Origin of the sequence: uncultured Granulicatella sp., from assembly GCF_938030755.1 — a bacterium.
Taxonomy (GTDB): domain Bacteria; phylum Bacillota; class Bacilli; order Lactobacillales; family Aerococcaceae; genus Granulicatella.
The window spans coordinates 17,163-37,555 of the sequence record NZ_CALHIF010000079.1; the positions used below are offsets into that span (position 1 = coordinate 17,163).

Here is a 20,393-nt window from a genome sequence, read left to right on the forward strand (position 1 = left end):
ATCTCTTCCTTACGTCCTTATGATGTTATACTGCAAATAGTCTTTCTAAATCTTCATTACTAAATGCTTGGCCTTCTGGTTCGTTCACACGTTCAATCGTTGCTCCTAAAGCACGCAATTTTTCATGGAATTCAAAGTATCCACGGTCTAAGAACTGTAATTCTGTGACTCTTGTATATCCTTTAGCGACCATACCCGCAATAATTAATGCCGCTGCTGCACGTAAGTCCGTTGCTTTTACTTCTGCTCCAGACAAGACAGAAGCACCCGTCATCACAGCAGTGTGAGAATCAATACGGAATTGAGCTCCCATACGACGCATTTCTTCTAAATGATTGAAACGGTTCTCGAAAACTGTTTCCGTCATCGTACTAGTTCCTGTTGCTAGCAATTGGGCAATCGTCATTTGCGCTTGCATATCTGTTGGAAATCCTGGATGAGGTAATGTTTTCACGTCGGTTGGTTTCAATGAATCTGGACCAATAACACGAATGCCATCTTCCTCTTCAATAAATTGAACGCCCATTTCCCCTAATTTAGAAATTAAAGGTTGATTGTGCTCCGCAATTGCATCTTCAATAAAGACATTTCCTTTGGTTACCGCTGCTGCGACCATGAAAGTTCCTGCTTCTATACGGTCCGGGATGATTGAATGGATTGTTCCGTCTAAACGTTCTACCCCTTCTATACGCATACTTTCTGTCCCTGCTCCCACAATTCTAGCACCCATTTTATTTAAAATATTAGCTAAGTCTACGATTTCTGGTTCACGAGCTACGTTTTCTAAGTGAGTAGTTCCTTTTGCTAATGTTGCAGCCATCATGATATTTTGAGTAGCACCTACTGATGGAAAATCTAGGTAAATACGAGCTCCATGCAATTCTTCCGCGTGAGCTTCAATATATCCCTCTGTTTGAACGATCGTTGCCCCCATCGCTTCGAACCCTTTTAGGTGAAGGTCGATTGGACGACTACCAATGGCACAACCACCTGGCATCGCCACACGCGCATGTCCAAAACGAGCTAATAGTGGACCCATCACAACGATTGACGCACGCATTTTGCTCACATATTCAAAAGCAGCAGTCGTTGTAATATCTTTTGTAGCATTCAACGTAATCGCTTTTTCTTCTTCATCAAATGTGCTTAATACGTTTAGGCTTCCTAATACGTTTAACATCATATGTACATCTGATAAATTCGGTACATTTGTTAAATGAGTAACGCCTTTATCCGCTAAAATACTTGCTGCTAATATCGGTAATACCGCATTTTTAGCTCCTTCAACTTTTACTGTCCCTTGAAGACGTGTATCGCCACCGCGAACGATCATCTTTTCCATGAAATAACCTCCGAAAACTCAATCCAATTACTGTATCACATTTTGAATATACTGATTTAAATAGTCTGATAAATCGAATATGACTTTTGCTATACTTGCGCCCATCCAAATGGCGATAAGTAAAAAGAGGATTCGTGCTTCTTGTACGCGCCCTTTTTTCAGGATTTTTTCAATTTGAATTCCTTGAAGCGCCCAGTAACTCAGTACGATAAAAGCAATAATTAGCGTCATTCTAACCATCAATGTTACCTGAATCATACCTATTCCCCCAGTCATATACTGCCTTTCTATACTATCATATTTGACCATTAAAAAAAAGCAGGAGATACTTTGGGCTTTATGCTATACTGAAAGAAAGCGAGGGAAAAGAATGTTAGAAAAATATAAAACGATTAAAGAAAATGGCGTTCAAGAAATCAAGATTAAAGGTTCTCGTTTTATTGCACATTTTCAGCGAGTAACAAGCGAAGAAGAAGCGCTCGAATTTATCCAAGCTATCAAAAAAGAACATTGGAAAGCCACTCATAACTGCTCTAGTTTTCTTATTGGTGAAAACGATCAAGTACAACGAGCAATGGATGATGGCGAACCTAGCGGAACAGCAGGTGTTCCCATGCTAGAAGTGTTGAAGAAAAACGAATTAAAAGACATCGCTGTGGTAGTCACTCGTTACTTTGGCGGTACAAAACTAGGAGCAGGGGGCCTCGTTCGCGCATATTCTGGGGCAGTAAGTGAAGGCCTGAAAGCCATAGGAGTGGTAGAATGTCGGCTTGAGGAACAACTCTCACTTTCTTTCAACTATGCACATGTAGGAAAAGTGGAATATTATTGTCAAACGAACAATATTCCCATCGTCGATAAAGTCTTCCTCAATAATGTTCAATTCACCTGCAGCCTCCCTGTTCAAGAGGTTGAAGCTTTCCAAGCAGCCATCATTGAACTTTTACAAAATCAAGTGGAGTTCAAGAGTCTTGGAGAAATGTATACAGAATATCCAGTTCAATAAATAAAGAGGTCTATTCGAATGAATAGACCTCTTTCACTTACGTTTTATATTCGAGGATGGATGGACAGAGAAGCTGTGAGAGTATTTAGCTTCTCCCCCTTCCAATTCCTACACTAGCGGAAACGTTAAGGGCACGGGTTCCAAACGTTTCACTTAAAAGAGAAGATTATCAATATCATTTTGCGACAATAGAAGTTCCATTTTCGCAAGGCTTGAGTAACGGTTCATCGTTGGCAATTCATCCAAGATGACAATATCTGTTCCAAGTCGTTTTAAGAGCTGATCGACCATATTCGAGAGTCTCAATGCAAATGGTCCACTTGTAATAAATCGAAGCGGTACAGCCTCCATCATCATGATGAGTTCTAAAATATAATTCTGAATCGCTTTTGTCTCTAAATCAGTTTCTTGTAAGAAGATGATTTCACGTTCATCGGCTATCGCCAGCATAAACGCACCTGTTTTATAAAATCCCATGGCCGCAATTGGCGACAATATCAACTGGATCTCAAAAGTTTCCGGCAAGATTCCTTGAATCACCTTTTTTGCACGTAAGAGCGAGAAATCACTGACTGCAACGGGCTCAGGTTTTACTTGGAAGAACGGCTTCAATTCTGCAATCTGATTGAAACTGATTTCCTTACGCGTGGTATCAAGCGACTTGACTGCCTTTGTTTTTTGATTATATTCGAGAACAGCATAGCAATCCGCGTCTTCTTGGTCGAGAATACTAGCAGCCTTCAAGAGCTCCTTCCAGTTGCCTTCTTGCAAGAGAATATCACTCACACGTAGCACAAACTGGACTTCTGATTTCTTAAGGTCTGCGAATAAATCAAATGGTTCATTGAAACTCGAAATCATTGGCAATTCTCTGGCCCCTTTCACAGGATATCCTTTCTGCTTCAAGTATTCGATTTCCTCTTCATCGAAATCCGCACGTTTTGAAAACTGAATTTCGATGCCTTTTCTAAACCAAAACGCTTCGGTCCGTTCCTCTCCGACTACCTCATCCGACATGGTTACCAGTCGTTCAGAGAGTCTATAACGAACAAGTTCTTCTTCGTTTTTGAAGAATAATAAACGCAAATCTTGCTGTTCATCACGTTCAATTAAAAAGAAAAACTTCACTGCTCCTCTTTTATTCTGAAAAGCAAAGGCAGCATTTTTGAGTTCTGTTTGCTTTTTTGCGAGCTTAAATAGCAATGGTATACTTTGGTACAATTCCTGACTCATATACACTACCCCAATCTTTCTTTTATTCATTTATATTATACTAGCAATCACATAAATTTGATAGCGGTTTTATTTTTTTATTTAAAATATTATATATTTCATGCTTTTAAATGATTTAATTCCACCTATAAATCCTTTTTCCCACTATCCAATGAATAAATTCGTTTTTTTAATTTTTTATTTTTTCAACTTTTCAAAATTCTTAACATTCTCTTAATCTTTTTTCGGGCTCTTTCTTATTATTTTAAGCATAAAAATACCCCCTCAAGCATTGTATGAACAGTCCTTGACGGGGTATCTTATAAACAATATTTAATTAGCGATCAATCTCCGTAATTTTTCCAGTTGCGTTAGAAATCTTAACGTTCACTTGTTGTCCATTCACGAATAGATCGAATTCCCAGATAATTTCACCATTATCTTTGTCTACGCTCCACTCACGAAGAACTCCTGTTGGGAATTCTTTTTGAGCGATTGCTGCCATCTCATCTACTTGTTTCAAAGTAGCTAAGTCAATTTTTTCTTCATCATGTTCTTCTTTATCTGAAGTTGTTTCATTCACCTTCATGAAAGTCTTTGTTGACTTATCATAACGGTACGTATATTCATTTGTATCATTCATCGCTTCTACTTCATAGAACATCCCATTTGAGTATTCTAATGCAGTAATATCAAGATTTGGGAATTCTTTTTTAAATGCATCTACAATTTCTTTTTGCATTGCATTTTGTCTTCCCATTGCATCTTCTGAAGCGTTTGTCGTTACAGTTGTATTTGTAGCAGTCGTAGCCGATGCTTGAGTTGTCGCTTGTACAGTCGTTGCTTGAGCTGTAGTTGCTTGCGTAGTCTCTGAAGGTGCTGCTTGATTTGAACAGGCTGCTAGCAGGCTTGCGGCTGCAAGACTTAAGATCTTTGTTGTTTTTTCATTTTTTCGATCCATTCTTAAGTTTCAGCTATTATACAACACTATTTTGTTAGAACTTCAAAGAAACTTTTACGAATTATTGAAGAAAAAACACCCTATTGAAACCATCAATAGGGTGCTTGAATTCACAGATTATTCATTTGTGTCTTCTTCAGAAGGTGTTAGCTCACCAACAAGAACTTCCGTTTGTTCCACTGGTAATACTGGTTCTGAAGTACTTGTTTCCATATTGCGGTAACGAGCCATACCTGTACCAGCAGGGATGATCTTACCGATGATAACATTTTCCTTCAATCCGAGTAAGTGGTCTTTCTTGCCGCGGATAGAAGCATCTGTCAAGACACGAGTTGTTTCTTGGAATGATGCAGCAGACAAGAAGCTGTTTGTTTCTAATGAAGCTTTTGTAATACCTAATAATACAGGACGAGCTGTCGCAGGTACTTCACCGTTCATGATTGCAGAGCGGTTACGTTCTGTAAAGTCTGCAATGTCTAATAATGTTCCTGGAAGGATTTCTGTTGAACCTGGATCCATTACGCGAACTTTACGTAACATTTGACGAACCATTACTTCAACGTGTTTATCTCCGATTTCTACCCCTTGCATACGGTATACTTTTTGTACTTCACGTAATAAGTAGTTTTCAACGGATAATACATCACGAACACGTAATAATTCTTTAGGATCGATAGAACCTTCCGTTAATGGAGCACCACGATCGATGATTTGTCCTTCTTCCACTTTTAGACGAGCTGTAAATGGAACTGTGTAAGAACGAGTATCTGTAGAGCCTTTAATCGTAATTTCTTTTGTACGACTTCCAGCATTTTCTTCGATAGAAACTACTTCACCCGCTACTTCACTGATTGTCGCAACCCCTTTTGGATTACGCGCTTCGAAGATTTCTTGGATACGAGGTAAACCTTGGGTAATATCGTCTCCGGCAACCCCACCGGTATGGAACGTACGCATTGTTAACTGTGTACCAGGTTCCCCGATGGATTGAGCAGCAATTGTACCAACTGCTTCCCCCACTTCAACTTCTGAACCTGTAGCTAAGTTACGTCCATAACAGTATTTACATACCCCATGTTTTGTATCACATGTGAACGCTGAACGAATGGTAATTTCTTCGATTCCAGCTTCGATAATCTTACGAGCAATATCTTCAGTAATGATTTCATTGCGTGCTACTAACACTTCACCTGTTTCAGGATGTTTCACTGAACGTTGTGCGTAACGTCCTAACATACGTTCTTCAAGTGTTTCAATGATTTCATTTCCTTCTTTAATCGCAGTAATTGTTAAACCACGATCGCTTCCGCAGTCTGTTTCACGAATAATCACATCTTGCGCAACGTCTACTAAACGACGAGTTAAGTAACCTGAATCGGCTGTCTTCAAGGCCGTATCGGTCATCCCTTTACGAGCACCGTGAGTAGATAGGAACATTTCCATAACGGTTAACCCTTCACGGAAGTTTGATGTAACCGGTAATTCCATGATCTTACCGTTAGGAGCGGCCATCAACCCACGCATACCAGCAAGCTGAGTAAAGTTAGAGATGTTACCACGGGCTCCAGAGTCACTCATCATGAAGATTGGGTTACGAGAACCTAATGTGCGAATTAACGCTTTTTGGATATCATCTTTCGCTTTGTTCCATGTTTCAATAACACGTTCATAACGTTCATCATCTGTAATTAAACCACGACGGAATAATTTAGAGATGTTGTCGACTTGTTTATGTGCATCTTCAAGAATTTCTTTCTTGTTATCTGCAACTGAAATATCTGCAATCCCTACTGTTAAACCAGCACGAGTTGAGAATTTATAACCTAAGTCTTTCATACGGTCTAACATCATTGAAGTTTCAGTGATATGGAATCGTTTGAACACTTCCGCGATGATTTGGCCTAAGTTTTTCTTCTTAAATGGCGAAACGATTTCTCGTTTAGCAATTTCTTCTTTAATGTTTGCTCCTGGCTCTAAGAAGTATTTATCTGGTGTAGCTACTTCTAAATTATCCATTGTTGGTTCATTTAAGTAAGGGAATTCGTTTGGCATGATTTCGTTGAATAATAATTTACCAACAGTCGTTACCATCATTCTCTCTTTTTGCCAATCAGTAAATGGTTTATGAGCAAGTGAGCTTGCTGGAACTGCAATACGGCTGTGTAAATGTACATAACCATTGTTATAAGCCAATACTGCTTCGTCCATGTCTTTGAAGAACATCCCTTCACCAACACGGCCTTCTTGTTCCATTGTTAAGTAATAGTTCCCTAAAACCATGTCTTGAGATGGAGTAACAACTGGTTTACCATCTTTAGGGTTTAGGATGTTTTGAGCAGCTAACATTAGTAAGCGAGCTTCAGATTGAGCTTCTTGAGACAGTGGCACGTGAACCGCCATTTGGTCTCCGTCGAAGTCGGCATTGTAGGCTTCACACACTAATGGGTGAAGGCGGATAGCACGACCTTCTACTAGAGTTGGTTCAAAAGCTTGAATCCCTAGTCTGTGAAGTGTCGGTGCACGGTTCAATAGAACTGGGTGCTCACGAATCACTTCTTCAAGGATTCCCCAAATATCATCATCTAAACGTTCAATTTTACGTTTAGCGCTCTTAATGTTTCCAGCGATTTCACGTTCAACTAATTCTTTCATTACGAAAGGTTTGAATAATTCAATCGCCATTTCTTTTGGAAGACCACATTGGTACATCTTCAAGTTTGGTCCTACTACGATTACTGAACGTCCAGAGTAGTCTACACGTTTACCAAGTAGGTTTTGACGGAAACGACCTTGTTTACCTTTAAGCATGTGACTTAATGATTTCAATGGACGGTTACCTGGTCCAGTAACTGGACGGCCACGACGACCATTATCGATTAAAGCATCCACAGCTTCTTGTAACATACGTTTTTCATTTTGAACGATGATACGAGGTGCATTTAATTCTAATAAACGTTTTAGACGGTTATTACGGTTAATCACACGACGGTATAAATCGTTTAAGTCACTTGTTGCAAAACGTCCACCTTCTAATTGAACCATTGGACGTAAATCTGGTGGGATAACTGGAATAACATCCATGACCATCCAACCAGGTTTGTTTCCTGATTCTTTGAAGGCATCTAAAATATCTAAACGACGAATTGCACGAGTACGTTTTTGACCTTGAGCTGTTTTCAATTCTTCTTTTAATTCAGCGATTTCAGCCTCTAAGTCAACTTTATTTAACAATTCTTGAACGGCTTCCGCACCCATTGCTGCATGGAAACGAGTTCCAAATTCAGCACGTTTTTCACGGTATTCACGTTCTGTTAATAATTGTTTGTTCATTAATGTTGTGTCGCCAGCGTCAATAACAACGTAGCTTGCAAAATAAATGACTTCTTCCAATGCACGTGGACTCATGTCTAACACAAGTCCCATGCGGCTTGGAATGCCTTTGAAGTACCATACATGTGATACTGGAGCTGCTAATTCGATGTGTCCCATACGTTCACGACGAACTTTTGAGCGCGTAACTTCAACACCACAACGATCGCAGACTTTGCCTTTATTATTAATTTTCTTTAATTTTCCACAAGAACATTCTAAGTCTTTTGTTGGTCCAAAGATTTTCTCACAGAATAAACCATCGCGTTCTGGTTTTAAAGTACGGTAGTTGATTGTTTCAGGTTTTGTAACTTCACCATGTGACCATTCACGGATTTTCTCCGGTGACGCCAAACCAATCTGCATACTTTCAAAATTATTTACATCTATCAAGGGGCCTACCTCCCTTTCTTTTGGAATTGCCCTACGATTCCAATAGTTCTATTACTCTTCGTCAATTTCAAAATCATCTTCAACAACGTCTACTTCAACGTCTTCAGATGAAGTTTCTTCTTCTGCTGCTGATAATTCAGCTGCACGGTCTGAATATTCATCTAATTGCGCACGTCTTTCGTTTGTTCTTTCAACGTCACTGAAACGAATTCCTTCGTCTTCGTCCATATCTTCTAGTTTGATTTCTTCATCCTGTGCATCCAGTACTTTCATATCAAGACCTAAAGCTTGTAATTCTTTTACTAATACGCGGAATGATTCAGGTACACCTGGACGTGAAATTTGTTGACCTTTAACGATTGATTCGTAAGTCTTCACACGACCAACAACGTCATCTGATTTGTACGTCAAGATTTCTTGTAATGTATAAGCAGCACCATAAGCTTCCAGTGCCCATACTTCCATTTCCCCAAAACGTTGTCCACCAAATTGCGCTTTACCTCCAAGAGGTTGTTGTGTAACGAGTGAGTATGGTCCAATTGAACGAGCGTGAAGTTTGTCGTCAACCATGTGAGCAAGTTTAATCATGTACATAACCCCTACTGACACACGGTTATCGAATGGTTCCCCTGTACGTCCATCATATAGAATTGTTTTCGCATCACGAGCCATACCCGCTTCTGCAACAGTTCCCCATACGTCTTCATCTTGCGCACCGTCGAATACTGGTGTTGCGATGTAAATACCTAATTCACGAGCAGCCATCCCTAAGTGTAACTCTAACACTTGTCCGATGTTCATACGTGAAGGTACCCCTAATGGGTTTAACATGATGTCAACTGGTGTTCCATCTGGTAAGAATGGCATATCTTCTTCCGGCATAATACGGGAAACAACCCCTTTATTACCGTGACGTCCGGCCATCTTATCCCCTTCATTGATTTTACGTTTTTGTACAATATATACACGAACTAATTTGTTTACGCCAGGTGCTAATTCATCACCTGCTGCACGTGTGAACACACGTACATCGCGGACAATACCGCCACCGCCATGAGGTACACGTAGAGACATGTCACGAACTTCACGAGCTTTTTCACCGAAGATTGCGTGTAATAAACGTTCTTCTGGTGATTGTTCTGTTAATCCTTTAGGAGTTACTTTACCGACTAAGATGTCACCATCTTTAACTTCGGCACCGATACGGATAATTCCGTCTGCGTCAAGGTTCTTCAATGCGTCTTCCCCAACGTTTGGAATCTCACGAGTAATTTCTTCAGGTCCAAGCTTTGTATCACGAGCTTCTGAATCGTAGTCGTCAATGTGGATTGAAGTATACACATCGTCTTTCACTAGACGTTCACTCATGATAACCGCATCCTCATAGTTGTAACCTTCCCAAGTCATGAACGCTACTAGAACGTTTTGTCCTAATGCTAATTCACCTTTTTCCATAGAAGGTCCGTCTGCTAGAATTTCGCCTTTAACGACTTTATCCCCTTGTGCCACGATTGGACGTTGGTTGTAACACATACCCGCATTTGATCCGTGGAACTTAGTGATGTAGTAAGTATCTAATGAGCCATCAGCTGTACGTACACGTACTTCTTTAGCATCAACGAATTCGACTACACCATCACGTTTACATAACAAGGCCACCCCTGAGTCATGCGCAGATACGTATTCCATACCTGTACCGATAAATGGTGCTTTTGGATTTAACAATGGAACAGCTTGACGTTGCATGTTCGCACCCATCAACGCACGGTTTGAGTCGTCGTTTTCTAAGAACGGAATACATGCTGTCGCAACTGCAACTACTTGTTTAGGAGAAACGTCCATATAGTCAACGCGTTCTACTGGTACTTCTAAGTTTTCAGATACGTAACGCGCCATAACAACATCATTCACGAAGCTTCCGTCTTCATTTAATGGAGAGTTTGCTTGCGCTACTACGAAGCTATCTTCTTCGTCAGCTGTTAAGTAGTCGATTTTATCTGTAACTTTATGAGTGTTCCAGTCTACACGACGGTATGGAGTTTCGATGAAACCATATTTGTTAATCTTCGCATAAGTTGATAAGCTGTTGATCAATCCAATGTTTGGTCCTTCAGGAGTTTCGATAGGACACATACGGCCATAGTGAGAATAGTGAACGTCACGAACTTCATATCCGGCACGGTCACGAGTCAAACCACCAGGTCCTAACGCTGATAGACGGCGTTTGTGTGTTAACTCTCCTAATGGGTTTGTTTGGTCCATGAATTGTGACAATTGAGAAGATCCGAAGAACTCTTTAATAGCCGCAACGACTGGACGAATGTTCACTAATTGTTGTGGTGTTACTGTTGCAGTGTCTTGAATAGACATACGTTCACGAACCACACGTTCCATACGAGATAAACCAATACGGAATTGGTTTTGTAATAATTCTCCTACTGAACGGATACGACGATTTCCTAGGTGGTCGATGTCGTCTGTTGTTCCGATTCCTTCGTAAAGGTTTAAGAAGTAGCTGATTGTTGCAATAATGTCACTTGCAGTCACGTGTTTCACGTCTTCAGTCACGTTTCCGTTACCAATGACTTTAATCACACGTTCTGGGTCAACTGGCGAGTAAACTTCTACTGTTTGAATCGTTACTGGCTCTTTAATTACTCCGTCTTCTGATGGATATAAAGTGAATAGGTTCGCACCTTTTTCAAGCACTTCTACTACTTTTTCCATTACATCGCGTTCAAGAACTGTTCCTTTTTCAACAACGATTTCTCCTGTTTCAGGATCTACTAAGTTCTCAGCAATTGTTTGGTGTAATAAACGATTTTTTAGGTTTAATTTTTTATTGACTTTATAGCGTCCAACTGCTGCTAAATCATAGCGGCGTGGGTCAAAGAAACGAGCTGTTAATAAGTTACGCGAACTTTCAGCTGTTTTTGGTTCACCCGGACGTAGGCGATCGTAAATGTCTTTTAGGGCTTCTTCTGTACGAGATTCATCCATACGTTTATGAACATCTTTATCTAGAGTTAAACGTAATGTTTCGCTATCCCCAAAGATTTCTTGGATAAGCTCATCTGAACCGAAACCTAACGCACGAACTAATACCGTTAATGGGATTTTACGAGTACGGTCGATACGCACATAAGAAATGTCTTTTGAATCTGTTTCATATTCTAACCATGCACCACGGTTTGGAATTAATGTTGAACCATATAATTGCTTACCGTTTTTGTCAGGTCTGTCATGGAAATAAGCACCTGGTGAACGTACTAATTGTGATACAATTACACGTTCTGCACCATTAATGATAAATGTACCCATTTCAGTCATTAATGGGAAGTCACCAAAGAATACTTCTTGGTCTTTCACTTCGCCAGTTTCTTTGTTTACTAAACGCATTTTTACGTAAATTGGAGCTGCGTAATTTGCGTCGTGATTTCTAGCTTCTTGTAAATTATATTTTGGAGCATGTAATTCATAATCTAAGAATTCCAATGATAAATTACCAGTATGGTCTTCAATAGGAGAAATATCCTTGAACATTTCACGGATTCCTTCATCCAAGAACCATTGGTAAGAATCTGTTTGGATTTCAATCAGATTAGGTAATTCTAATACTTCACTGATTCGTGCATAACTTCTACGCACACGGTGTCTACCGTATTTCACATCATGATGTGCCAACTCTTCCACCCCTAATAATTAGTATTGATAAATGTTACATTTTAATGACATTTATTAAAAGTTCGTAACAAATGAAGATCTCGGTCGATTTTTAAACAAAAAAAAACCAAAAGAATTGTTTGCGGTCATTTGTGAAAAATGCAAATTCTTTTGTTTTAAGCCTTTATTTGTAAGGAATTGGACAATATTTCAACCCTCACACCGATTAAAATCCACACTTATTGCGTTATATTATTATACACAAAATCCCAAGCATCGTCAAGGTTGACGACACTTGGGAAAGTTAGATTTTTTCTGGTTTTTTCGGACTAATAAGTGCCCTCTTCGACTGATTGATTCTTCACGATTTTCACAATCCGACTTGTTCCAAGACGACTTGCTCCTAATTCGATGAATTTTTCGGCATCTTCAATGCTAGAAATTCCTCCAGCAGCCTTTACAAGAACGCCTTCACCAACGTGTTTCTTCATTAGCGCCACGTGTTCAAATGTCGCACCTGCCGTTGAAAATCCTGTTGAAGTCTTAATGAATTCCGCACCCGCTTTTGTCACAACTTCACACATCTTGATGATTTCTTCTTCTGTAAGAAGCGCAGTTTCGATAATCACTTTTAAGATATGACCGCTACAGGCTTCATGAATTTGACGAATTTCATCTTCTACAACATCAAAGCGTCCATCTTTCACGTCTCCGATATTGATGACCATATCGATTTCGCTGGCTCCGTTTTGGATGGCATCTTTGGTTTCGAAGACTTTGGTTGCTGTTGTGCTATAGCCGTTCGGGAATCCAATAACAGTACAGATGGCTAATTTTCCATTCACATATTCGCTGGCACGTTTGACAAAAGAAGCTGGGATACATGCTGAAGCTGTTTCGTACTTCATCGCATCATCCAAAATTTCTTTGATTTCAGTCCAAGTAGATGCTGGCAATAGTAATGTATGGTCGACTGTTTTCAAAATTTCTTTGATTTCCATATAATCCCTCTTTCTTATTTTGCACGGTCTTCTTTAATTAAATTACGAAGGGCTTCGACAGCAACTTTAATGGCTGCTTCTGTATCATGTACAATTGGATTTGATAACCCTGCCGCTTCTCTTTCTTGGTTTCCTACTACTAAGAAAGTAGATCCAACGCGAACGCCTAAATGGCTCGCTACAACGAATAATGCTGCTGATTCCATTTCAGAAGCTTTTACTCCTAAACGTTTCCAAGCTTCCCACTTGTTTTGCAAGTCATAGCTAACTGGCATCACTTGTGGTTCGTGCTGTCCATAGAATGAATCTTTACATTGCACGACCCCTGCATGTGTTGTGTAGCCTAAGCTTTTACCCGCATTAATCAGTGCTGTTACAACATCGTAGTTTGCAATCGCTGGGAATTCAATCGGAGCATACTCTCGTGTTGTCCCTTCTGTACGAATCGCACCTGTCGCAATCACGATGTCTCCACCCTTAACATCGATATCAATTCCTCCACATGTCCCAACACGCACAAATGTATCTGCGCCACTGCGTACTAATTCTTCAAGCGCGATTGCAGCAGACGGTCCACCAATCCCTGTGGATGTCACACTTACTTTCTCTCCGTCTAAATATCCTGTATACGTAACATATTCACGGTTATCCGCTACTAACTGCGCATTATCAAAGTGTTCCGCAATTTTAGCACAGCGTTTGGGATCCCCTGGTAAAATCACATAGCGACCTACATCCCCTTTACGTGTATGGATATGATATTGTAATCCCTCTTCTGAATATTTCATGAATACCTTCCTTCCCTGCACCTTGTGTGCCTCAATATTCCCCTAGCAAACTAGGAAGGGGCCATGGTTTTTCCATAGCCCCAGATAGGAGGATGATGACAAATCTTCATCAAATAATTATGCCTATAGATGCCTTTTGCAAGTATAGTTGAAAGGATTAAATAATTGGATATACAGTTACCATAATTATCTCTATTTGCCTCTTCATCCCTCTACACTCACCAATATTTTACCAAAATTACCCTTGTTTTGCAAACGGTTCATTTTTGATTTTGGATACGCAATTTTTATTTTTTTATCCGCCAATAACTCGTCTACGAACTCCCAAACGCAAGCTTCCATCTGACTTTCTGGATTGGGGACGGGACGCAAGAGTGGTCTCCAAAGTTCTTTCACTCTTTTCATAAAATCCAACATTTCAACATCCCCAACAAAAGCCATTTGTTCCAATAATATCCAAGCATACCCCTTCCAAACAAGATTAGGCACCTTAAATGCCTCGGTATAAATTGGGAACGTTAAGAAAGAATTTGGAAGGTCTTCTATAGTTTGACGGGATCTGTATAACTTTACGAGAAACGCCCTCGTGAGTGGAGACGCTAATTTCTTAAAAAGCATTGTATCCCTTGCAGTCCATTTCATCTCTCCATCGGGTTTTAAGTGTGCTTTTAAAGGAACAGAATCATCGACAAACTTCTTCCATTTTTTCCACGAGAACGATAAGAGCGGTACCCGAACTATTTGATATGTCATCTGCTGAGAGCGAGCTTTTATCTTAATTTGCGTATGAAAAATCACCTCCCCTTTCACAAAGAAAATCAAATAATTACCTAATTGAGGGTGGTATTTCATTAAATAACAAAAGGTGTCTGTCAATTTATGCTGCTCCTCATAATCTTTCCCTAAAATCCAGTGGACGGGCATTCCAATCTCACCTAAATGTTCAGTACGCTCTATGATATCGTTAGGCGATATTACGCTACATTGATACTCGATGCACCAAGCGTTATTGTCTTCCGTTACGATAATATCAGGAATTTGAACTACAGAGGAAATGTATGGCTCTAGCTCTACATGGAACCCATGTTGTTTCAAACTTTCAAATAAAAAACGCTTCCCTTCCTGATGTGCTTGCGTTTCCTCCTGTCTATGTTTCTTTGGAATGTGCGCAAAGAACACGACGCCATTTCGAGAAATCTTCTTCGTTACTTTCTCTCCGCATTCCGGGCAAAAATAGACTTCATCTTCTTTAATTTGTGTGGAATGAATTAATTCACCTGTTTTGGTTCTAACGATATTCATATCTATCACCTCAACAAAAAATACGAAAAAACCTCTCTAAGAGACTTAGAGAGGTTTCACTCATTAAATTAAGTTTGAGTCTTTGAGAAGTTCTTCAATCATCGTACTTTTGATTTTCTTTGCAGCACGTTTTTCAAATAATTTTACTAAGAACGGAACTTTCACATCAGCTAATTTCTTACCATCCATCAAGCGATTTGTTGATTTGGCAAGAACACGTAAATCATAAGCTGAAGCAAATACTTCTGGTACACCACGATCGACATCAAGCAATGTATACACTGCTTCCATCGCTGTACGTACAGAATATTCTGTTGTGAACACTGTATCGCGAGGGGTTTCGGCGAAGTTACCAATGAAGGCAATGTTCTTAGAACCACTTGGAACAACGAGTGGGCGGTCTCCATCTTTACGAGCCATGAAGTAGCTTGTGATATAAGGCATGTAGCAAGGAACTGTATTACATCCTTGGCTAGCGAATTCATGAATCAATTCTTCTGGAACACCCATGTGATATAACCATTCTTCGGCTATTTCAATCCCTGTACATTCTTCGATTGGTTTTTTCACGTAATTTCCTTCAATTCCTGAATATAATCCGTAAATCCATACGACTAATTCATCTTTACTTTGGGCTTTGAAATGTGGTTGACGGTTCAATGTGTAGCTCATCATCCAGTTAGAGTCGCGAACGGTTACGATTCCTCCTGTCACCACTTTTCCAGCATAAGGATCACGTTTTGAGATTTTTTGGATGTATTCAGCGATACGTTTGTCTTTTACAGTTGTTGTAGCTGAAACGAACCAGCTTTGGTCTGGCAAGTTTTCACAGAATACTTCAGGATGTCCAAAACGTTCATCTTGTTTCGCTAAGTTTTTCCATAGGCTCCATGCTCCACCTAATTCTTTTGAAATTGGAGCTGGAGTATTGTTGTCCCCATATGTTGTTGCAGCAGTAATACTACCGTTTGTCACGAACACTAAATCATTTTCTGTTAAATTGCGTGTTTCTAAAACGCCACCTACTTCTAACACAAGTTCTTTAGCAATTATGTCGCTTCCAACATGTTCAACAATCACATTTTTAACAACTGTATCGTATTCGAATTGAACATTATGTTTTTTCAAGTAGTTCACAAGTGGTAAAACGAGTGATTCATATTGATTGTATTTAGTAAATTTCAATGCAGATAAGTCAGGCAGACCATCGATATGGTGAATGAAACGTAAGATGTAACGTCGCATTTCAATCGCTGAATGCCATTTTTCGAATGCAAACATACTAGCCCAGTATGTCCAGAAGTTTGATTCGAAGAACTCTTCACTGAATACATCGGTGATTTTTAACCCTTGCAATTCAGATTCGGATGTCATATATAATTTCACCATTTCTTCACTTGATTTATCGCTTAAAGTGAATTGGCCATCGTCTGGAATACGTTGCCCTTTATTTTCAATCACACGACAATGTGAAAAGTTAGGGTCTTCCTTATTAAGCCAGTAGAACTCATCTAACACAGATGCCTCTTCGACTTCTAGTGACGGGATTGATCTGAACAAATCCCATAAACATTCGAAGTGATCTTCCATTTCACGTCCACCACGAATAATAAATCCTCGTGTTGGATTTAAGATTCCGTCTAAGCTTCCTCCTGCAAGTGGAAGTTCTTCTAAAATATGGATGTTTTCTCCTTTCATTTGGCCATCTCTTACTAAGAAAGCCGCTGCTGATAAGGATGCAAGCCCTGAACCAACTAAGTAAGCTGATTTTTGGTCAACTCCTTGTGGTTTTTTAGGGCGAGCAAATGCTTCGTAATTTCCGTTTGAATGATACATAGTAATTCCTCCTAGTTCCTGAAAATCAGGTGTTGTTCTTTACAATCCTTACTCTACTCCCGTTTTACAAAAAGCACCATAGACAAAAAAATCCCAATGTCCAAACTTTGGACACTGGGATAGCATTGTAAAGTTTTTACTGGGAAATCCGAGCCACAATCGTTCCAATCATGACTTGCTCAATTTTTTCAACGAGCTCTTTGGCAGTGCCAGGCATTTGACGGCTAATCCAATCAAGCCCTACACCAACGAGCGCATACGTATAAAACTCAATCGAAAATTGTACCTGCTCAGCTTCTGCTCCACTAACATTAATTTCATTGAAAATTAAATCGGTTAAGAATCTTTCTACTTCCCGTTGCAAGAGCCGCTCTACGTTCTCTTTGCTGACAGACCTATACGTGTTAAGGACAAAGTTGCGATTGTCATCCATATATTGGAATAGTGCCTCCAGGGCGTCTTGCCAATTTTCATAAGAAATATTCTCACCTAGCGTGATATGCGCTTCATTTAAATAAATCCATTCGACCAATTCATAAATATCATGGAAATGATTATAAAACGTTTGACGACTAATCCCGCATTTCTTCGTTAAATCCTGTACAGTAATCTTCGTCAACGGCTTTTCATTCATTAGTTCTTTGAGCGTATTGGCTAACATCTTTTTCACAACAAGTGTCATTTGTATCCCTCTGTTTCATGAAGAAAAAGAGCGGGTTTCCCCCCACTCTTTATTTCTCTAAATTCTTTTCTTGTACGATATCCCATGAAAAGCCTAAAGCCCCTTCACCAAGGTGAGTTCCAACAACTGGACCAAAATAGGCCAATGATGTTCGTAACTTAGGATATTGTTCTTGCATTTTTTGTCTCCAAGCTTCACCAGCTTCTGGAGCATTTGCATGAATAATGACTAATTCATAGCCATCTCCGTCCGTTGTTCCTGTTTCATCTGCAAATAATTGTTCGATACGTTTCATCGCTTTTTGTTGCGTGCGAATCTTTTCAAATGGAACAATTTTTTTATCGACAAATGTCAAGATTGGCTTAATTTTCAACATAGAACCCACTAATGCAGCCCCTGCAGATAAACGTCCACCGCGTTGTAAATTGCTTAAATCATCAACGATAAAGTAGGCTGTCGTACGATCAACTAATCGTTGAACAGTTTCTACAATTTCTGAAGGAGAATACTCTCCAGATTTTGCCATTACCGCTGCTAATTTTACAGCTCTTGCTTGAGGTGCACAACTAATCCCTGAATCAATTGGATAAATCGGCACTTCATCTTTCATGTCATCGGCCACAGCCACACAAGTTTGATAAGTCCCACTAATTCCGCTAGAAATAGTAATAGGAATAATAGCATCATAATCTTTTGCAAGTTCGCGGAATAATTCGTAAGTTTCTCCTACTGGTGGTTGTGTACTCGTTGGAAAGATTGAAGAAGATTTTACTTTTGCATAAAATTCTTCAGATGAAATATCTATATCTTCACGATACGTCTCTTGTCCAAAAATAACAGACAACGGCATCACATATACATTTAGCTTGGCTAATTCTTCTTTCGTTAAATAAGCTGTACTATCTGTAACGACAGCAATTTTCATCTATCCAACTCCTTTCACATTTGAAATTAAGTGAACTTTAAAGTCAAAAAAACTTCAAAACTCCTACATTCAAGTATAACAAAAAATAAATACCTACGCAATGAATGGTAAGTTTTCTAAAAGAAGCTTAACAATACTTGCTCATCCATCAAATTGCAGTATAATAGAAGACATAGTAATTTTTTTGGAGGTATTATGGAACAAAGATCAACGCAACATCAATTAGATAAACAAAAGAAAAATGACTGGTTTTTACGATTCTTCAAAGGAATGTTCATCGGTTCAGGATTTATCCTCCCTGGTGTCAGCGGTGGTGCACTTGCTGCTATCTTTGGACTTTATGAACGCATGATTGCTTTCCTCGCAAACGTGACAAAAGACTTCAAGAAGAACGTATTATTCTTCTTACCAGTCGGAATCGGTGCTCTAGCAGGTATCGTTGTCTTATCATTTGGCGTAAGTTACTTACTTGGAAACTTTGAAACAATCATCCTGTGGTTCTTCATCGGATGTATCGTAGGAACAATCCCTGCTCTTTGGAAAGAAGCTGGAAAAGAAGGTCGCTCAACACGCGATATTATCATTCTGATTGCTTCATTTGTCGGCGGATGCTTACTCCTTTACTTAGGTGAAAATGCAATTGGCGGTAGCGTTGAAGCTAACTTCTTCACTTGGATGATTGCCGGTGGATTAATCGCTCTTGGAATTATCGTTCCTGGACTTAGCCCATCAAACTTCATCGTATATATGGGGATGTACAAACAAATGTCAGATGGTTTCAAAACATTAGATATGAGTGTGATTCTTCCAATCGCATTAGGTGGACTTGTAACATTAGCTCTCTTCTCAAAACTTGTACACTACATCTTTAAGAAAGCTTATCCACAATTATTCCACTTCATTTTCGGAATCGTGCTTGCTTCAACTGTAATGATCATCCCAACAAACTACGCTGGATTTGACATCGTTCAATACCTTGCCTGCGTTGTTATGTTAGGATTTGGAACATGGTTAGGTGCATTTATGGCGAAACTTGAAGACACTTATAAATAACATTTCAAACAGCTTTGCTTCTCGCAAGGCTGTTTTTTTATGTCTCAAATTAACCGTTCTGTTAATTTCCTCTTCTACTTAAAAAAGCAAAATGTAACATATAAGTTACGTGATATGCTCCCTCTAAAGTAGACACTAAAAAAAGTAAACTACTTTAGAGGGGGTATTTTTTAGATTGGCTAAGAAACATACTGCAAAAGAATTAGAACGATTCATAGAATTGTATTTAGATGGTGTGCCTTTTCGTGAGCTGCGTAGTGAATATGGTTTAAAGATTTCACCTGGAGCATTTAATATGTATTTTTTGAACTATAAAGCATATGGACCTTCTGCATTAGAAAATCGAGACGGGTTTAACACTTATACAAAGGAATTTAAAGAAAAGGTGGTTAAAGAGTTTTTAGAATCGAAAACCTATTTAAGAGCAATTGCAAGAAAATACAAAATTCCTTCTGCTAGAACTGTACGAAATTGGATTATTAAGTATACTAATGGTGAGGCCACGAAGGCCTACGATCCTAATCCAGAGGTGTACACTATGAAATATAGAAAAACAACGCACGAAGAAAGAATCCTTATCGTCAAAGACTGTATTCAAAATCAATTAAACTATAAACAAACTGCACAGAAATATAACGTTTCTTACAACTTGGTGTATCAATGGGTAAAAAAATATCAAAAATATGGTCCTGATGGATTAATAGACAGTCGAGGGAAACGAAAACCAGAAAATATACAGACAGAAACTGAGCGTATTCGTGCAGAAATGGCAATATTAAAGGCGCGAAACGAATATTTAGAAACCGAAAATGCCGCACTAAAAAAATTACAAGAAGTGGAAAGCGAGTTGATGTTTGCCA

The 20,393-nt window shown here is 39.3% G+C and carries 15 protein-coding genes; 3 read left to right on the forward strand and 12 right to left on the reverse strand.

Translation table 11 applies throughout. From position 1 onward, the window contains the following. Nucleotides 1-25 precede the first annotated feature (25 nt). Entirely contained in the window at nucleotides 26-1,342 is a 1,317-nt protein-coding gene (gene murA, locus Q0594_RS08160) for a UDP-N-acetylglucosamine 1-carboxyvinyltransferase (RefSeq protein ID WP_298731126.1), read from the reverse strand. Nucleotides 1,343-1,369: 27 nt separating this feature from the next. Then, nucleotides 1,370-1,600: a DUF1146 family protein gene (locus Q0594_RS08165; protein ID WP_049555919.1), complete on the reverse strand. Its 231-nt coding sequence runs from the start codon at nucleotides 1,598-1,600 to the stop codon at nucleotides 1,370-1,372. 112 nt (nucleotides 1,601-1,712) lie between these two features. Here Q0594_RS08165 and Q0594_RS08170 point away from each other — a divergent pair, with 112 nt between their 5' ends. Further along, a complete protein-coding gene (locus tag Q0594_RS08170; RefSeq protein ID WP_298731129.1) occupies nucleotides 1,713-2,348 on the forward strand; it encodes a YigZ family protein in 636 nt (211 codons plus the stop codon). A 153-nt stretch (nucleotides 2,349-2,501) separates the two neighbouring features. Here the strand turns inward: Q0594_RS08170 and Q0594_RS08175 are convergent, their stop codons facing one another. The 10 genes from Q0594_RS08175 to Q0594_RS08220 form a co-directional block, all read right to left on the reverse strand. Beyond that, the gene (locus Q0594_RS08175) at nucleotides 2,502-3,476 is read right to left on the reverse strand and encodes a hypothetical protein (protein ID WP_298731131.1); all 975 of its coding nucleotides are present in this window, start codon (nucleotides 3,474-3,476) and stop codon (nucleotides 2,502-2,504) included. Nucleotides 3,477-3,897: 421 nt separating this feature from the next. Further along, entirely contained in the window at nucleotides 3,898-4,521 is a 624-nt protein-coding gene (locus Q0594_RS08180) for a PepSY domain-containing protein (RefSeq protein WP_298731133.1), read from the reverse strand. A 117-nt stretch (nucleotides 4,522-4,638) separates the two neighbouring features. After that, nucleotides 4,639-8,283: a DNA-directed RNA polymerase subunit beta' gene (rpoC, locus tag Q0594_RS08185; RefSeq protein ID WP_298731135.1), complete on the reverse strand. Its 3,645-nt coding sequence runs from the start codon at nucleotides 8,281-8,283 to the stop codon at nucleotides 4,639-4,641. Between the two features lie 51 nt (nucleotides 8,284-8,334). Next, nucleotides 8,335-11,976 carry a DNA-directed RNA polymerase subunit beta gene (gene rpoB, locus Q0594_RS08190; protein ID WP_298731137.1) on the reverse strand — a complete coding sequence of 1,214 codons (3,642 nt, stop codon included), beginning with the start codon at nucleotides 11,974-11,976 and terminating at the stop codon, nucleotides 8,335-8,337. A gap of 299 nt (nucleotides 11,977-12,275) precedes the next feature. Next, nucleotides 12,276-12,947, reverse strand: a complete 672-nt coding sequence (deoC, locus tag Q0594_RS08195) for a deoxyribose-phosphate aldolase (RefSeq protein ID WP_298731139.1) — start codon at nucleotides 12,945-12,947, stop codon at nucleotides 12,276-12,278. Between the two features lie 14 nt (nucleotides 12,948-12,961). Then, nucleotides 12,962-13,735 (reverse strand): uridine phosphorylase, encoded by a 774-nt coding sequence (udp, locus tag Q0594_RS08200; RefSeq protein WP_298731141.1) that lies wholly within the window; start codon nucleotides 13,733-13,735, stop codon nucleotides 12,962-12,964. Nucleotides 13,736-13,939: 204 nt separating this feature from the next. Beyond that, a complete protein-coding gene (locus Q0594_RS08205; protein WP_298731142.1) occupies nucleotides 13,940-15,037 on the reverse strand; it encodes a competence protein CoiA family protein in 1,098 nt (365 codons plus the stop codon). Between the two features lie 63 nt (nucleotides 15,038-15,100). After that, on the reverse strand, nucleotides 15,101-16,873 hold the full coding sequence (locus tag Q0594_RS08210) for an oleate hydratase (RefSeq protein WP_298731144.1): 1,773 nt from the start codon (nucleotides 16,871-16,873) through the stop codon (nucleotides 15,101-15,103). A gap of 136 nt (nucleotides 16,874-17,009) precedes the next feature. Next, complete coding sequence (locus Q0594_RS08215; RefSeq protein WP_298731146.1) at nucleotides 17,010-17,555, reverse strand: TetR/AcrR family transcriptional regulator C-terminal domain-containing protein; 546 nt, start codon at nucleotides 17,553-17,555, stop codon at nucleotides 17,010-17,012. Between the two features lie 49 nt (nucleotides 17,556-17,604). Further along, entirely contained in the window at nucleotides 17,605-18,480 is an 876-nt protein-coding gene (locus Q0594_RS08220) for a DegV family protein (RefSeq protein WP_070445944.1), read from the reverse strand. Between the two features lie 195 nt (nucleotides 18,481-18,675). Here Q0594_RS08220 and Q0594_RS08225 point away from each other — a divergent pair, with 195 nt between their 5' ends. Beyond that, complete coding sequence (locus Q0594_RS08225; RefSeq protein ID WP_049555828.1) at nucleotides 18,676-19,533, forward strand: DUF368 domain-containing protein; 858 nt, start codon at nucleotides 18,676-18,678, stop codon at nucleotides 19,531-19,533. A gap of 175 nt (nucleotides 19,534-19,708) precedes the next feature. After that, the coding region (locus Q0594_RS08230; protein WP_298731150.1) for a helix-turn-helix domain-containing protein at nucleotides 19,709-20,393 on the forward strand (685 nt) is incomplete at its 3' end.

What these genes read in the sequence shown, in the direction of transcription:
- deoC (WP_298731139.1), bottom strand. Translation starts at nt 12,947, where the DNA reads ATGGAAATCAAAGAAATTTTGAAAACAGTCGACCATACATTACTATTG.
- Q0594_RS08170 (WP_298731129.1), top strand. Translation starts at nt 1,713, where the DNA reads ATGTTAGAAAAATATAAAACGATTAAAGAAAATGGCGTTCAAGAAATC.
- Q0594_RS08215 (WP_298731146.1), bottom strand. Translation starts at nt 17,555, where the DNA reads ATGACACTTGTTGTGAAAAAGATGTTAGCCAATACGCTCAAAGAACTA.
- Q0594_RS08165 (WP_049555919.1), bottom strand. Translation starts at nt 1,600, where the DNA reads ATGATTCAGGTAACATTGATGGTTAGAATGACGCTAATTATTGCTTTT.
- Q0594_RS08220 (WP_070445944.1), bottom strand. Translation starts at nt 18,480, where the DNA reads ATGAAAATTGCTGTCGTTACAGATAGTACAGCTTATTTAACGAAAGAA.
- Q0594_RS08205 (WP_298731142.1), bottom strand. Translation starts at nt 15,037, where the DNA reads ATGAATATCGTTAGAACCAAAACAGGTGAATTAATTCATTCCACACAA.
- Q0594_RS08210 (WP_298731144.1), bottom strand. Translation starts at nt 16,873, where the DNA reads ATGTATCATTCAAACGGAAATTACGAAGCATTTGCTCGCCCTAAAAAA.
- udp (WP_298731141.1), bottom strand. Translation starts at nt 13,735, where the DNA reads ATGAAATATTCAGAAGAGGGATTACAATATCATATCCATACACGTAAA.
- Q0594_RS08180 (WP_298731133.1), bottom strand. Translation starts at nt 4,521, where the DNA reads ATGGATCGAAAAAATGAAAAAACAACAAAGATCTTAAGTCTTGCAGCC.
- Q0594_RS08225 (WP_049555828.1), top strand. Translation starts at nt 18,676, where the DNA reads ATGGAACAAAGATCAACGCAACATCAATTAGATAAACAAAAGAAAAAT.
- murA (WP_298731126.1), bottom strand. Translation starts at nt 1,342, where the DNA reads ATGGAAAAGATGATCGTTCGCGGTGGCGATACACGTCTTCAAGGGACA.